Consider the following 13,808-nt stretch of genomic DNA (forward strand, 5'->3'; position numbering starts at 1 on the left):
GGGAACTGCCAGGCATCAAACAAGTGAAAAGGCCATCCGGAAGGATGGCCTTTTTGCGTTTGTTTGCTGAAAAACGGCAGGCCGGGTAAGGCGAAGCCGCCACCCGGCAGATCTCAGACTGCACACCACGCCAAAATAAACGCTGCAATCCCCTCCACATTATTCAAATCCAGAACCGGTACTTCCAGCGACAACGCAACGTCACTGGCCACGGCAATCACATGCTCATCCAGCATTAGTTCGCTAACATCATGCCCGGCGCCGTTTCTGAACAGCAAGATCTTAGGCACGGCCTCATGCTTAAACCCCTCAACCAGCACCAGATCCAGCGTGGAGTGATCCATCCGGCTGACAAGATAAGCGAGATCCAGCGGTGCTTCATCCGGTGTTTCTGTCATTAACGCCCAGCGCTGGTTACTCGCCACCATCGTTTGTGCAGCGCCAGCCTTACGCAGCTCGTAGCTATCTTTCCCCGGCTTATCGACATCCATGTTATGGTGCGTATGCTTAATCAATCCGGGACGAATGCCTTTGGCGCAAAGTGCAGGTATTAGTTTTTTTAGCAGCGTAGTCTTCCCGGTGCCACTCCAGGCAGAGATCGCTAATACGGGTATCATTTCTTCTCCTGCATTATCTGCAAATCTTCCGTCGTGTTTACATTCACAAACGCCGATTTCATGTCGCTGAAATCAACGGAATGCCCTCCGGACTGACGCATAAATACCATAACGCGTCGCTCTCCTGCGGCCAGGTAATCTTCCAGCGCGGATATTAACGAGCGATTAATCAATGCGATCGTTGGATGGTCGCGTTCACCGTCGTGTACCCAGACGACGGGAGCACCACCGCGCCGCTGCACCAGACGTTCAACCAGGCAGGACGGGATGAAGGGCGTATCACATGAACAAAAGAGAAACCACTCTCCATGCGACTGCTGCATAACGGAAAGCATTCCCGCCAGCGGACCGGGGTAGTCCACCAGGTTATCCTGATAAACCGGATACCCGCTGCGCTGATAAATATCAACATGTCGGTTAGCGCTGATCGCCATCGAGGACACCTGATCTGCAAGCGTATCAGCAACATGCTGCCATAATGGTGTGTTATTCAGGAGCTGAAGCCCCTTATCCTTTCCGCCCATACGCGTTGCCCTGCCCCCGGCCAGAACAACTCCGATGATTTCCTGGCATTGATTCACGAATATCGCCTCTTTTATTGTGGGATTGACCCTGCTAACGTGTCTCTCTAAATGAAAGGAGCACTACCATGAAATGTAAACGTCTTAATGAAGTCATTGAGCTTCTCCAGCCGGCCTGGCAAAAAGAGCCAGAGCTGAATCTGATGCAATTTTTACAGAAACTGGCGAAAGAGTCAGGTTTTGATGGCGAACTGGCAGACCTTTCTGACGACATCCTGATCTACCACCTGAAAATGCGTGACTCGGCTAAAGATGCTGTTATTCCTGGCATTCAGAAAGATTATGAAGAGGATTTTAAAACCGCATTACTGCGTGCCCGAGGCGTAATTAAAGAGTAAAAGCTTGTAAGCGGAGCCACCGAAATCGCCACAAGATGATATCCTGAATCATTCGTATAATTTCCGGATGATCGGATGAACGACCAGGCTTTTACTTTCCAGACATTACACCCGGATACCATTATGGATGCGCTGTTCGAACAGGGTATTCGGGTGGATTCCGGGTTAACCCCTTTAAACAGCTACGAAAACCGTGTCTACCAATTTCAGGACGAAGAGCGCCAGCGCTTTGTCGTAAAGTTTTACCGTCCACAGCGCTGGTCCGCAGAACAAATTCAGGAAGAGCATCAGTTTGCCCACGATCTGCTGGATGACGATGTTCCCGTTGCGGCACCCATTAAATTCAATAACCAAACGCTGCTGACCCATCAGGGCTTTTACTACGCGGTATTTCCGAGCCTGGGCGGAAGACAGTTTGAGGCAGATAATATCGATCAGATGGAATGGGTTGCCCGCTATCTGGGGCGCATTCATCAGACGGGACGTAGAAAACCGTTTGTTGCCCGTCCGACGATTGGTGTTCAGGAATATCTTATTGAGCCGCGACAGGTATTCGAAACATCGGCGCTGATCCCGAATGCGCTAAAGGATAATTTCCTCACGGCGACCGATAAGCTTATTGATGCTGTAAAAGCCTGCTGGCGGGATGATATTACTACTCTGCGCCTGCACGGTGACTGCCACGCCGGGAATATTCTCTGGCGCGATGGCCCACTATTTGTCGATCTTGATGACGCACGTATGGGACCCGCGGTGCAGGATCTGTGGATGCTGCTCAACGGTGATAAAGCCGAGCAGCGCATGCAGCTTGAGACCATAATTGAAGCTTATGAAGAATTTATCCCCTTTAATTCAGACGAAATTGCCTTGATAGAACCTTTACGTGCGATGCGATTTGTTTATTATCTCGCGTGGTTAATCAGGCGTTGGGAAGACCCGGCTTTTCCCCGAAATTTCCCCTGGCTTACCGGGGAGGATTACTGGCGCAACCAGATATCCACATTTACCGCGCAGGTTAAGGTTCTACAGGAACCCCCTTTGCAATTAACGCCGATGTATTAATTGGACACACCCAGGAGAGAGTTAATCATGAAAAAAATTTGGCTGGCGCTGGCTGGTATGATTCTGGCATTTAGCGCAACTGCTGCGCAGTTTACCGACGGCAAGCAGTACATTACGCTGGACAAGCCTGTTGCTGGCGAGCCTCAGGTGTTGGAGTTCTTCTCCTTCTACTGCCCGCACTGCTACGAGTTTGAGCAGGTACTTCATGTTTCTGACAACGTGAAGAAAAAGCTGCCGGAAGGCACCAAAATGACGAAATACCACGTTGAGTTCCTTGGCCCACTGGGTAAAGATCTGACTCAGGCATGGGCGGTCGCGATTGCGCTGGGTGTGGAAGATAAGATCACCGCGCCTCTGTTTGAAGCCGTACAGAAAACCCAGACAGTACAAACTACGGCAGATATCCGTAAAGTGTTCGTGGATGCCGGTGTTAAAGGTGAAGACTACGACGCTGCCTGGAACAGTTTCGTGGTGAAATCTCTCGTGGCACAGCAGGAAAAAGCTGCCGCTGACTTCCAGTTGCAGGGCGTGCCGGCGATGTATGTTAACGGCAAATACCAGGTGAATATGCGTGGTATGGACACGACCAGCATGGATATCTTCGTACAACAGTACGCTGATACCGTGAAATACCTGGTTGAGAAAAAGTAACAAACATAAAGAAAAACGCCGGTCACTGACCGGCGTTTTTGTATGAAGATTTAATCTTAGCTATCTGCTCGTCTTTCTCTTTCCAGAGTGTATTAAGCCAAAGCTGGAAACGACGTTTGAAGTTTTTATCGTTGACATAATCCCCGTGCAGTTCAGTGTTGACGGGCATCAGATCAACGCGGACAACGATACGCGTCAGCCTGCCGCTGAGCATATCGTAGAACGGCGTCCTGTCATTTTCCGGATAGCAGAGCGTTACGTTCAACAATTTATCGAACTGCTCACCCAGCACGTTGAGCGCCATTGCGATGCCCGCAGCCTTTGGCGGCAACAGGTTCTGATAAGGAGAACGAGTCTGCTGGCGCTTCTCTTCGGTAAAGCGTGATCCTTCGACGAAGTTAACAATGGTGGTGGGATGCGCGCGAAACTTCTCGCAAGAACGGCGCGTGGTTTCCACGTCCTTACCGCGGCGTTCCGGATGACGAATTAAATAGCTGCGTGAATAGCGTTTCATAAACGGCATATCCAGCGCCCAGCAGGCCAGTCCAATGAAAGGCACCCAGGCCAGCTGCTGTTTCAGAAAGTATTTGTTCATCGGAATGTGTTTGCGAAACAGTACGCACAATACAACGATGTCGGCCCAGCTGTGGTGATTGCAGATCAGCAGATACCAGTTCTTTTTGTTCAGCTTCTCCATCCCCTGAACATCCCACTTCAGCCAGGGGTTCAGATGCAGCAGGATCGCCAGCCCTTCACACCAGCAGTACATCATAAAATTACAAAAAGCAGACACCGCGCGCCATACCGGAGGGACAGGCAGCAGAAGTTTAATTATTCCGGCAACGATGATTGGCACAGAACAGGCGATGGTAACCAGAATAGTTAAAATGACGCTTAACCATAATGTTATCGCTGCGAGTATTCTCGACATAATGAATTTATTCAGATAGTTAGCTGTAATTGAGCAGCCGGCTATCCGGTGCTGGGCGCCGATCTTATCAGAAATTCGCTCAGACCAGGGCGGTTTCACACCAGGAGGCTGCGGCTTTTCCTGCCAGGCAGCGAATTTTTGCATATAGACAGAGTGCTTAAGTCTTATATCCACATAGACTAAATAAACATCAGTGAAGCGCGATCTTAAGTGATCTTATAGCAATGCTTTGATTTTATTATATAAATAAGTTTTCAGTATCACTTTTATAAAGCTGTTATTCACCTGTATTAAAAATATGCACAAACTTATCCACAGTTTTGTTTTGCGAGCGATCTTCCCGATCGCAAAATCTTTTTCTGTATAAAGCGCTAAAACCTGATGTTTTCATCCTTCTGTGGCATCCTTTACCCATAAATTCATAAAAGGCACGGACATTATGGTTCAGATCCCAGAAAACCCACTTATACTCGTCGATGGCTCTTCTTACCTGTATCGGGCGTATCATGCGTTTCCTCCTCTGACCAACAGCGCAGGGGAACCTACCGGCGCAATGTACGGCGTGCTGAATATGCTTCGCAGCCTGATTCTGCAATACCACCCAACCCATGCGGCCGTGGTGTTTGATGCAAAGGGTAAAACCTTCCGCGATGAATTATTTGAGCATTACAAATCTCACCGTCCCCCTATGCCTGACGATCTGCGTGCGCAAATTGAACCGTTGCACGCTATGGTGAAAGCGATGGGGCTGCCACTGCTGGCGGTCTCAGGCGTTGAAGCTGATGACGTAATTGGTACCCTGGCGCGCGAAGCGGAAAAAGCAGGCCGCCCGGTTCTGATCAGTACCGGTGATAAAGACATGGCGCAGCTGGTAACGCCCGGGATCACGCTGATCAACACCATGACAAACACCATTCTTGGCCCGGAAGAAGTGGTCGCCAAATATGGCGTGCCGCCAGAGCTCATTATTGATTTCCTCGCCCTGATGGGCGATTCCTCGGATAACATTCCTGGCGTACCGGGCGTAGGCGAAAAAACAGCTCAGGCGCTGCTGCAAGGGCTGGGCGGGCTGGATACGCTGTATGCAGAACCCGACAAAATTGCCGGTCTTACCTTCCGTGGCGCAAAAACCATGGCCGGAAAGCTCGCCGATAACAAAGAGGTGGCTTATCTCTCCTATCAGTTGGCCACCATCAAAACTGACGTAGAGCTGGAGCTTACCTGCGAGCAGCTGGAAGTGCAGGAACCCGCCGCCGAGGAACTGCTTGGCCTGTTCAGAAAATACGAATTTAAACGCTGGACCGCGGATGTTGAAGCCGGGAAATGGCTTCAGGCGAAAGGGGCTAAACCTGCGGCGAAGCCGAAAGAGACCATCGTTGTCAATGCCGAAGAGCAGGCAGAAGAGGCGGTAGCGCTCTCCTTCGACAACTATGAAACCATCCTTGAAGAGTCACGGCTCATCGCCTGGATTGAAAAGCTAAAAAAAGCGCCAGTATTTGCTTTCGATACCGAAACGGACAGCCTTGATAACATTACGGCTAATATGGTGGGCCTGTCATTCGCAACGGAGCCGGGTATTGCAGCCTATGTTCCGGTGGCTCACGACTATCTGGATGCGCCGGAGCAAATCTCCCGCGAGCGCGCCTTAGAACTGCTGAAGCCGATTCTGGAAGACGAGAAAGCGCTGAAGGTCGGGCAAAACCTGAAGTACGACCGCGGTATTCTGCAAAACTACGGCATTGAGCTGCGTGGTATCGCTTTTGACACCATGCTGGAATCTTACATTCTGGACAGCGTGGCGGGCCGCCATGATATGGATTCCTTATCCGATCGTTGGCTGAAACACAAAACCATCACCTTTGAAGAAATTGCCGGTAAGGGCAAAAATCAGCTGACCTTTAACCAGATCGCGCTGGAAGAAGCAGGCCGCTACGCCGCGGAAGACGCTGACGTCACGCTACAGCTGCATCTCAAAATGTGGCCGAAATTGCAGAAGCACGAAGGGCCGCTGAATGTGTTCCAGAACATTGAGATGCCGCTGGTGCCTGTGCTGTCCCGCATTGAGCGCAATGGCGTTAAAATCGACCCAACGGTGCTGCATAACCACTCTGGTGAGCTGGCGCAGCGCCTGACCGAGCTTGAACAGAAAGCGCATGAGCTTGCTGGCGAGGCATTTAACCTGTCTTCACCGAAACAGCTGCAAACCATCCTGTTTGAAAAACAGGGTATCAAGCCGCTGAAGAAAACCCCGGGTGGCGCCCCTTCAACGTCTGAAGAGGTGCTGGAAGAGCTGGCGCTGGACTATCCGCTGCCAAAAGTTATTCTGCAATACCGTGGTCTGGCTAAGCTGAAATCGACCTATACCGACAAACTGCCGTTGATGATCAACCCGAAAACGGGCCGCGTGCACACCTCCTATCACCAGGCTGTGGCGGCGACCGGGCGACTTTCGTCAACCGATCCTAACCTTCAGAACATTCCGGTGCGTAATGAAGAGGGCCGCCGTATTCGCCAGGCTTTCATTGCGCCAGAGGATTATCTGATTGTCTCCGCGGACTACTCGCAAATCGAACTGCGTATTATGGCGCACCTGTCACGCGACAAAGGCCTGCTGACGGCCTTTGCCGAAGGGAAGGACATCCACCGGGCAACCGCTGCCGAAGTGTTTGGGCTGCCGCTGGAGAGCGTGACAAACGAGCAGCGTCGTAGTGCAAAAGCGATCAACTTCGGTCTGATTTACGGCATGAGTGCCTTTGGTCTTTCACGCCAGCTCAATATCCCGCGTAAAGAGTCGCAGAAGTATATGGATCTCTACTTCGAGCGGTATCCGGGCGTGCTGGAATATATGGAACGTACCCGCGCACAGGCGAAAGAGAAAGGCTACGTTGAAACGCTGGATGGCCGTCGTCTCTACCTTCCGGACATCAAATCCAGCAACGCCGCGCGCCGGGCTGGCGCTGAACGTGCTGCGATCAACGCCCCTATGCAGGGCACTGCGGCGGACATCATTAAACGCGCAATGATTGCCGTCGATGCCTGGCTCGAAAAAGAGAAACCGCGCGTGAAAATGATCATGCAGGTACACGATGAACTGGTCTTTGAAGTTCATAAAGACGATCTGGAGACGGTCTCTCAGAAGATCCATGAACTGATGGAAAACAGCATGAAGCTGGACGTACCATTGCTGGTGGAAGTGGGTAGCGGCGAAAACTGGGATCAGGCACACTAATGGTTATCGGAATAACGCGCGTTTTATGTAAGTAAGCAACATAAGTACGCGCGTTTTGTGACAATCATTAGAATTCCCTATGTAAAGAATGAAAAAAAACTACAAAAAGTGCTTTGTCCAGCGATAAAAAAAGAGTAGAGTTAACGACGTAGGGTACAGAGGTAAGATGTTCTATCTTTCAGACCTTTTACTTCACGTAATCGGATTTGGCTGAATATTTTAGCCGCCCCAGTCAGTAATGACTGGGGCGTTTTTTATTGCGGCAAAGAAAGTTTCAGGCGAAAAAAAGCGCGGTCATCGCCGCGCCTGTTGTTACTCTGCTTCCGCTTCAGTCGCCGGTTCCAGATCGTTAAACCAGCTGTCGAGCTTCTGTCGCAGTTTATCCACGCCCTGCTTTTTCAGCGAGGAGAACGGTTCAACCTGTACATCACCGTTGAATGCCAGCACCGCTTCACGAACCTTGTTCACCTGCGCCTTGCGCGCGCCGCTCGCCAGCTTATCTGCTTTTGTCAGCAGCACCAGCACCGCAATATCGCTTGCCACCGCCCAGTCAATCATCTGCTGGTCGAGATCTTTTAGCGGATGACGAATATCCATCAGCACCACCAGACCTTTCAGACACATGCGTTTTTCCAGGTATTCACCCAGCGCACGCTGCCATTTGATCTTCATCTCTTCCGGTACCTGCGCGTAACCGTAGCCCGGTAAATCGACCAGGCGTTTGCCTTCAGCCACTTCAAACAGGTTAATCAGCTGAGTACGGCCAGGTGTTTTTGAGGTACGCGCCAGGTTTTTCTGATTGGTGAGCGTATTCAGGGCACTGGATTTTCCCGCATTGGAGCGGCCAGCAAATGCCACTTCAATCCCTGTGTCTGAGGGCAGGTGGCGAATATCGGGCGCACTGGTGACAAAATGCGTCTGTTGGTAGTTCCAGGTAGTCACGTGGTCGTCTCCAAAAATCGTAATCTGCGGGGATTATACCTGAATGCGGGCAAAAGGCTTTTCCCTTCGTCATTGACATGTAAGTGAAAGCCCTATGGAATGTAAGAGATCTGCCCTTAAGCGTATGAGAAATTTAAGAGAAATCGCAGGCGCTAAAAAACTCAAAATATTAAAATTCAAAGAGTTATTAATGAGTAATTATCTGAAAATCCGGTTTTGTACCTTTTCATAGCTTGTTAGTTTAAGGGAACAAGGTAAAGTGTGTGCCAGGGCGAGGATGCCAACAGGATAACGACTTAAGGATAAGGGTCAGGAGCGCCAGGAGGCGAAGACTCAGGATTGTCAGGACGACCGGCGCCTGGAGGCGTTTTTAACAGGAAACGGAACCGTATCACGGACGGTAGTAGCCAAGGGATAAACAGGGTTTGTTGCAGGCAAACAGGGAATGTCTGACCCGTTAAGGGTTGTGAGTCAGGAAAAAAGGCGACAGATTGCTCTGTCGCCTTTTTTCTTTGCTTGCTTTCTGCTAGATTTCGCCGCAATTCTATACTGAAGAAAACGACTTAAAGATAAAACATCATGAAAAAACCGACCTCCGCTGCGGGCGTGAAACGCCCTGCAAAAGCACGCCGCAAAACGCGCGAAGAACTGAATCAGGAAGCGCGCGATCGCAAACGCGATAAAAAACATCGTGGCCATGCTGCGGGTAGCCGTGCTAACGGTGGCGGTGACGCAGGCGCTTCTGCAAAAGGCAAACAGCAGAAAGATCCTCGTATCGGCAGTAAAACTCCCATTCCACTGGGCGTGACAGACACGCCGGTCACTAAGCAGCACAAACCAAAGAGCGAGAAACCTATGCTTTCACCGCAGGCTGAGCTGGATATGCTGGAGAACGATGAGCGCCTGGATGCGCTGCTGGAACGTCTTGAAGAGGGTGAAACCCTGACCGCTGAAGAGCAGTCCTGGGTGGACGCCAAACTGGACCGCATTGATGAACTGATGCAGAAGCTGGGTCTGTCCTACGATGATGAAGAAGACGAAGAGGAAGACGAAAAGCAGGAAGATATGATGCGTCTGCTGAAAGGTGGAAACTAACATTTGCACCCGGCAGGTACACTCGTCCTGCTTATAACCCTTCCGGTTATATGTTATCTGGTGTGGTTATTCGTTAAACTACGGCGGTTGTCGCGGCGACAGAAGTGGCTGCGCACCCGAATGATGTCCCGCAACGGGACCAGAAGGGGCCGCCGTATACGAACGCGACACCAACGGAAGGAGTGAGCATGTCTGTACCATCTATCGACTGGGATTTGGCCCTGATCCAGAAATATAACTATTCCGGGCCGCGTTATACCTCATACCCCACCGCGCTGGAGTTTTCTGACGCTTTCGGCGAGGCGGATTTTCAGCAAGCTGTGGCGCGCTATCCCGAGCGCCCGCTGTCGCTCTACGTCCATATTCCGTTCTGCCATAAGCTCTGCTACTTCTGCGGCTGCAATAAAATCGTTACCCGCCAGCAGCACAAAGCCGATCAATACCTCGATGCGCTCGAACAGGAAATTCTGCACCGCGCACCGCTGTTTAAAGGGCGTCACGTCAGCCAGCTTCACTGGGGCGGTGGTACGCCAACCTATCTGAATAAAGCGCAGATTAGCCGCCTGATGGCGCTGCTGCGCGGCAATTTCAGTTTTAACGACGACGCCGAAATTTCGATCGAGGTCGATCCGCGTGAAATCGAGCTGGATGTGCTGGATCATTTGCGCGCCGAAGGCTTCAACCGCCTGAGTATGGGCGTACAGGACTTCAACAAAGAAGTACAGCGCCTGGTAAACCGCGAGCAGGACGAAGCGTTTATCTTTGCCTTACTCAACCATGCGCGTGAAATCGGCTTTACCTCAACGAATATAGACCTGATTTACGGCCTGCCGAAGCAGACGCCGGAGAGCTTCGCCTACACGCTTAAACGCGTGGCTGAGCTTAACCCGGACCGTCTGAGCGTCTTTAATTACGCGCACCTGCCGACGCTGTTCGCCGCTCAGCGCAAAATCAAAGATGCGGATCTGCCTTCCGCCCAGCAAAAGCTGGACATTTTGCAGGAGACCATCGCCTCGCTGACCGAAACCGGCTATCAGTTTATCGGGATGGATCACTTTGCCCGTCCTGACGACGAACTGGCGATTGCCCAGCGCGAAGGTGTTCTTCACCGTAACTTCCAGGGCTACACCACCCAGGGCGATACCGATCTGCTCGGAATGGGCGTCTCCGCCATCAGCATGATTGGCGACTGCTACGCCCAGAACCAGAAAGAGCTGAAGCTGTACTATCAGCAGATAGACGAAACCGGCAACGCGCTGTGGCGCGGCATTGCGCTAACGCGCGACGACTGCATCCGTCGTGATGTGATTAAGGCGCTTATCTGCAACTTCCGTCTCGAATTCCGCGAGGTGGAGTCGCAATGGGATCTGCAATTCAGCGATTACTTTGCCGAAGACCTGAAGCTTCTGGCGCCGCTGGCGAAAGACGGGCTGGTGGATGTGTCGGAGAGCGCGATTGTCGTCACGCCGAAAGGACGTCTGTTGATTCGTAATATCTGCATGTGCTTCGATGCCTATCTGCGTCAGAAGGCGCGTATGCAGCAGTTCTCGCGGGTGATTTGAGCTGTAATGCCGGGTGGCGCTTCGCTTACCCGGCCTACATCTCGCTCTTATGTAGGCCGGGTAAGGCGAAGCCGCCACCCGGCTTTTCATCGACAGCTCGTTAGCTAAACAGCCCAACCAGTGCCGCACACAATACCGCCGCAACGGCAGTTTGTGGCGTGTGGCTTTCTGCTGCTCCGCTCGAAAGCAAAGTCACTAATGATTCCAGCATGATGCTCCCCCCTGTTTCCGGGCACGATCATACAAAACTCATCGGAACAGTAAAGCGCAAAATAACGGCACTTTGCGCTCAATTAGTAACCTTTACACAGCGGAGTAAGATCACTCCATTCCCAGCTCTTTCAGCTTGCGCGTCAGGGTGTTTCGACCCCATCCCAACAGGCGAGCCGCTTCCTGTTTGTGGCCCTGGGTATGACGAAGCGCGGTAGTCAACAGCGTGCGCTCCATCTCAGGCTGCGCTTCGGAGAGCAGATTTTGATGACCGGAACGCAGCGCGCGATCTGCCCACTGCGCCAGCAGCGTCGCCCAGCTGTCCGGCAGCGCATGTCCGGCGGTGCTTTCGGGCACGGTGGCTTCAAACAGCTCGGCGGGGAGATCCTGAATCAACACTTCCTGTCCGGCGGCCATTACGGTCAGCCAGCGACAGGTGTTTTCCAGCTGACGCACGTTGCCCGGCCACGCCAGACGGGTGAGGGCGGCATCCGTTTCCGGATGAAGCTGCTTGGCTTCCACGCCCAGCTCGCGGGCCGCCACTTGCAGGAAATGGCGCGCCAGACGCGGGATATCTTCCCGACGCTCGCGCAGCGGCGGGAGGTGGACGCGGATCACGTTCAGACGATGGAATAAATCCTCACGGAATTTCCCCTCCTGCACGCGCAGCTCCAGGTTCTGGTGCGTCGCGGCAATAATACGCACGTCCACCTTCACCGGCGCATAGCCGCCCACGCGGTAAAACTGGCCATCTGCCAGCACGCGCAGCAGTCGGGTCTGAACATCCAGCGGCATATCGCCGATTTCATCCAGGAATAGCGTTCCGCCGTCAGCCTGTTCAAAGCGTCCCTGACGAATGGTATTTGCCCCGGTAAACGCCCCTTTTTCGTGGCCGAACAGCTCAGATTCAATCAAATCTTTAGGGATCGCCGCCATGTTCAGGGCGATGAAAGGCGCTTTCGTCCGCGGGCTGTGGCGATGCAGGGCGTGTGCGACTAGCTCTTTACCGGTCCCTGATTCACCGTTAATCAAGACGCTGATAGACGAGCGCGACAGACGCCCGATGATGCGAAACACGTCCTGCATGGCTGGCGCTTCACCGATGATGTCCGTCGTAGGCCCGAAATCCGGCGCGTGGCGGGGCTGCTGTTGCTCCTGATAGTGGCTGATGGCGCGTTCGACCAGGGCAACGGCTTCGTCGATATCAAACGGTTTTGGCAGATAATCAAACGCCCCCTGCTGGTAGGCGCTAACGGCGGCATCCAGGTCGGAGTGGGCTGTCATTATGATGACCGGAAGCATGGGGTGGCGCTGTTTGATCTGCTTTAAGAGCGCCAGTCCGTCCATGCCCGGCATGCGAATATCCGAGAGCAGAACGTCCGGCGTTTTGGTGGTGAGTGCGTCGAGCACTTCGCTGCCGCTCTCAAATGTCGTGCAGCTTAATCCCGCTCCTGTGAGCGCGCGTTCAAGCACCCAACGGATGGAGCTATCGTCATCGACTACCCAGACTATCCCTCGTTGCATAAACGTCACCTTTATTTTTTAATCGGCAGGAAAACCGAAAACTCGGTATGTCCCGGCCAACTGGTAAATTCAATTTTGCCGGAGTGTTGGTCAATCAAATTACGGGCTATGGATAACCCCAGCCCGGTGCCGCCTTCGCGACCGCTGACCATCGGGTAGAACAGGGTGTCCTGGAGATGCGGCGGGATCCCCGGCCCGTTATCTTCCACATCAATACGTGCCGCCAGACGATAACGCACGCCGTGCAGCGTCAGCTGGAACGCGGTGCGGGTACGCAGAATAATTTCGCCACCCTCCGGGCCCAGCGCCTGCAACGCGTTACGCACAATGTTCAACAGCACCTGTTCAATCTGGTCCGGATCGTGCGCCAGCTCCGGCAGGCTTGGGTCGTAATCACGCACCAGCGTGACGTTATCCGGCAGCTCCATAGAGACGAGTTTCACCACCCGCTCCGCGACCTTGTGAATGCTTTCTGAAACATGCATCCCCGGCTGCTGCGGCCCGAGCAGGCGATCGACCAGATTACGCAGACGGTCCGCCTGCTCGATAATGACGTTGGTATACTCCGCCAGGGCAGGGTCAGGCAGCGCTTTGGTCAAAAGCTGTGCCGCACCGCGTAAGCCGCCCAGCGGGTTTTTAATTTCATGAGCCAGCCCGCGTACCAGGTCGCGCGCCGCAATCTGCTGAGCATGCTGTAGCTGCTCCTGGCTGAGACGACGCTGGTTATCCATCGGCGCCATTTCCAGCAGAATCATGCCATCTGGCAGGCGCTGTGCGGTGAGGGACAAAATATGCGAGCGTCCGTCAATCACCAGCGTCACTTCGTTATCGGTGAAGCCCTGACCCGCCTGCAAACTCTCCTGCATCAGACCAATATTCAGCGAGAAATAGCTCAGCAGTTCCGGCAGCGGCGTGCCAAACAGTTTACGGGCGCTTTGAGCGAGCAGCTGCTGCGCCGCCGGGTTGGCGTAATGCACCGCCAGCTCGTCGTCGACCAGCAAAATACTGTTAATCAAAGAGTTGAGGATCTGCCCAGCATCGGGCAGCGTGCCAGTTGCCATTCAGC

General features: G+C 52.9%; 13 protein-coding genes. 6 read left to right on the forward strand and 7 right to left on the reverse strand.

Features of this window, described 5'->3' with window-relative positions:
* Positions 1-113: 113 nt before the first annotated feature.
* On the reverse strand, positions 114-617 hold the full coding sequence (gene mobB, locus IM290_RS10340; protein WP_017694039.1) for a molybdopterin-guanine dinucleotide biosynthesis protein MobB: 504 nt from the start codon (positions 615-617) through the stop codon (positions 114-116).
* Positions 614-1,198 (reverse strand): molybdenum cofactor guanylyltransferase MobA, encoded by a 585-nt coding sequence (gene mobA / locus IM290_RS10345; RefSeq protein ID WP_017694040.1) that lies wholly within the window; start codon positions 1,196-1,198, stop codon positions 614-616. Before mobA ends, mobB begins: the two co-directional genes overlap by 4 nt.
* 68 nt (positions 1,199-1,266) lie before the next feature.
* Here mobA and IM290_RS10350 point away from each other — a divergent pair, with 68 nt between their 5' ends.
* The 3 genes from IM290_RS10350 to dsbA all read left to right on the forward strand — a co-directional run bounded on the left by IM290_RS10350 (position 1,267) and on the right by dsbA (position 3,249).
* On the forward strand, positions 1,267-1,536 hold the full coding sequence (locus IM290_RS10350; RefSeq protein WP_003861904.1) for a YihD family protein: 270 nt from the start codon (positions 1,267-1,269) through the stop codon (positions 1,534-1,536).
* A 75-nt stretch (positions 1,537-1,611) separates the two neighbouring features.
* Complete coding sequence (locus IM290_RS10355) at positions 1,612-2,598, forward strand: serine/threonine protein kinase (RefSeq protein ID WP_193042659.1); 987 nt, start codon at positions 1,612-1,614, stop codon at positions 2,596-2,598.
* Positions 2,599-2,625: 27 nt separating this feature from the next.
* Complete coding sequence (gene dsbA / locus IM290_RS10360) at positions 2,626-3,249, forward strand: thiol:disulfide interchange protein DsbA (protein WP_015569896.1); 624 nt, start codon at positions 2,626-2,628, stop codon at positions 3,247-3,249.
* A 22-nt stretch (positions 3,250-3,271) separates the two neighbouring features.
* On the opposite strand, the gene IM290_RS10365 is transcribed toward dsbA, so the two are convergent.
* Positions 3,272-4,180, reverse strand: a complete 909-nt coding sequence (locus IM290_RS10365; protein ID WP_193042658.1) for an acyltransferase — start codon at positions 4,178-4,180, stop codon at positions 3,272-3,274.
* A gap of 439 nt (positions 4,181-4,619) precedes the next feature.
* Between IM290_RS10365 and polA the strand changes: the two genes are divergently transcribed.
* Positions 4,620-7,409, forward strand: a complete 2,790-nt coding sequence (gene polA, locus IM290_RS10370; RefSeq protein WP_193041424.1) for a DNA polymerase I — start codon at positions 4,620-4,622, stop codon at positions 7,407-7,409.
* A gap of 312 nt (positions 7,410-7,721) precedes the next feature.
* Here polA and yihA read toward each other — a convergent pair whose 3' ends face one another.
* On the reverse strand, positions 7,722-8,351 hold the full coding sequence (gene yihA, locus IM290_RS10375; protein ID WP_003861913.1) for a ribosome biogenesis GTP-binding protein YihA/YsxC: 630 nt from the start codon (positions 8,349-8,351) through the stop codon (positions 7,722-7,724).
* A gap of 579 nt (positions 8,352-8,930) precedes the next feature.
* Between yihA and yihI the strand changes: the two genes are divergently transcribed.
* Together yihI and hemN are read left to right on the forward strand one after the other, a co-directional pair.
* Complete coding sequence (gene yihI / locus IM290_RS10380) at positions 8,931-9,446, forward strand: Der GTPase-activating protein YihI (protein WP_193041425.1); 516 nt, start codon at positions 8,931-8,933, stop codon at positions 9,444-9,446.
* 188 nt (positions 9,447-9,634) lie between these two features.
* On the forward strand, positions 9,635-11,008 hold the full coding sequence (gene hemN, locus IM290_RS10385; RefSeq protein ID WP_193041426.1) for an oxygen-independent coproporphyrinogen III oxidase: 1,374 nt from the start codon (positions 9,635-9,637) through the stop codon (positions 11,006-11,008).
* 100 nt (positions 11,009-11,108) lie between these two features.
* Here the strand turns inward: hemN and IM290_RS10390 are convergent, their stop codons facing one another.
* From IM290_RS10390 to glnL, 3 genes are all read right to left on the reverse strand, one after another.
* Positions 11,109-11,219: a YshB family small membrane protein gene (locus tag IM290_RS10390; protein WP_017382667.1), complete on the reverse strand. Its 111-nt coding sequence runs from the start codon at positions 11,217-11,219 to the stop codon at positions 11,109-11,111.
* Positions 11,220-11,329: 110 nt separating this feature from the next.
* Positions 11,330-12,742 carry a nitrogen regulation protein NR(I) gene (gene glnG / locus IM290_RS10395; RefSeq protein WP_193041427.1) on the reverse strand — a complete coding sequence of 471 codons (1,413 nt, stop codon included), beginning with the start codon at positions 12,740-12,742 and terminating at the stop codon, positions 11,330-11,332.
* A gap of 11 nt (positions 12,743-12,753) precedes the next feature.
* Positions 12,754-13,803, reverse strand: a complete 1,050-nt coding sequence (gene glnL, locus IM290_RS10400) for a nitrogen regulation protein NR(II) (protein ID WP_003861923.1) — start codon at positions 13,801-13,803, stop codon at positions 12,754-12,756.
* Positions 13,804-13,808 lie beyond the last annotated feature (5 nt).

It is taken from the genome of Enterobacter cloacae complex sp. S1 (assembly GCF_014930525.1).
Taxonomy (GTDB): Bacteria; Pseudomonadota; Gammaproteobacteria; order Enterobacterales; family Enterobacteriaceae; genus Enterobacter; species Enterobacter hormaechei_C.

Coding starts and splice junctions, on each gene's coding strand:
- mobB (WP_017694039.1), bottom strand. CDS start 617: ATGATACCCGTATTAGCGATCTCTGCCTGGAGTGGCACCGGGAAGACT.
- IM290_RS10350 (WP_003861904.1), top strand. CDS start 1,267: ATGAAATGTAAACGTCTTAATGAAGTCATTGAGCTTCTCCAGCCGGCC.
- IM290_RS10355 (WP_193042659.1), top strand. CDS start 1,612: ATGAACGACCAGGCTTTTACTTTCCAGACATTACACCCGGATACCATT.
- dsbA (WP_015569896.1), top strand. CDS start 2,626: ATGAAAAAAATTTGGCTGGCGCTGGCTGGTATGATTCTGGCATTTAGC.
- IM290_RS10365 (WP_193042658.1), bottom strand. CDS start 4,180: ATGTCGAGAATACTCGCAGCGATAACATTATGGTTAAGCGTCATTTTA.
- polA (WP_193041424.1), top strand. CDS start 4,620: ATGGTTCAGATCCCAGAAAACCCACTTATACTCGTCGATGGCTCTTCT.
- yihI (WP_193041425.1), top strand. CDS start 8,931: ATGAAAAAACCGACCTCCGCTGCGGGCGTGAAACGCCCTGCAAAAGCA.
- hemN (WP_193041426.1), top strand. CDS start 9,635: ATGTCTGTACCATCTATCGACTGGGATTTGGCCCTGATCCAGAAATAT.
- IM290_RS10390 (WP_017382667.1), bottom strand. CDS start 11,219: ATGCTGGAATCATTAGTGACTTTGCTTTCGAGCGGAGCAGCAGAAAGC.
- glnG (WP_193041427.1), bottom strand. CDS start 12,742: ATGCAACGAGGGATAGTCTGGGTAGTCGATGACGATAGCTCCATCCGT.
- glnL (WP_003861923.1), bottom strand. CDS start 13,803: ATGGCAACTGGCACGCTGCCCGATGCTGGGCAGATCCTCAACTCTTTG.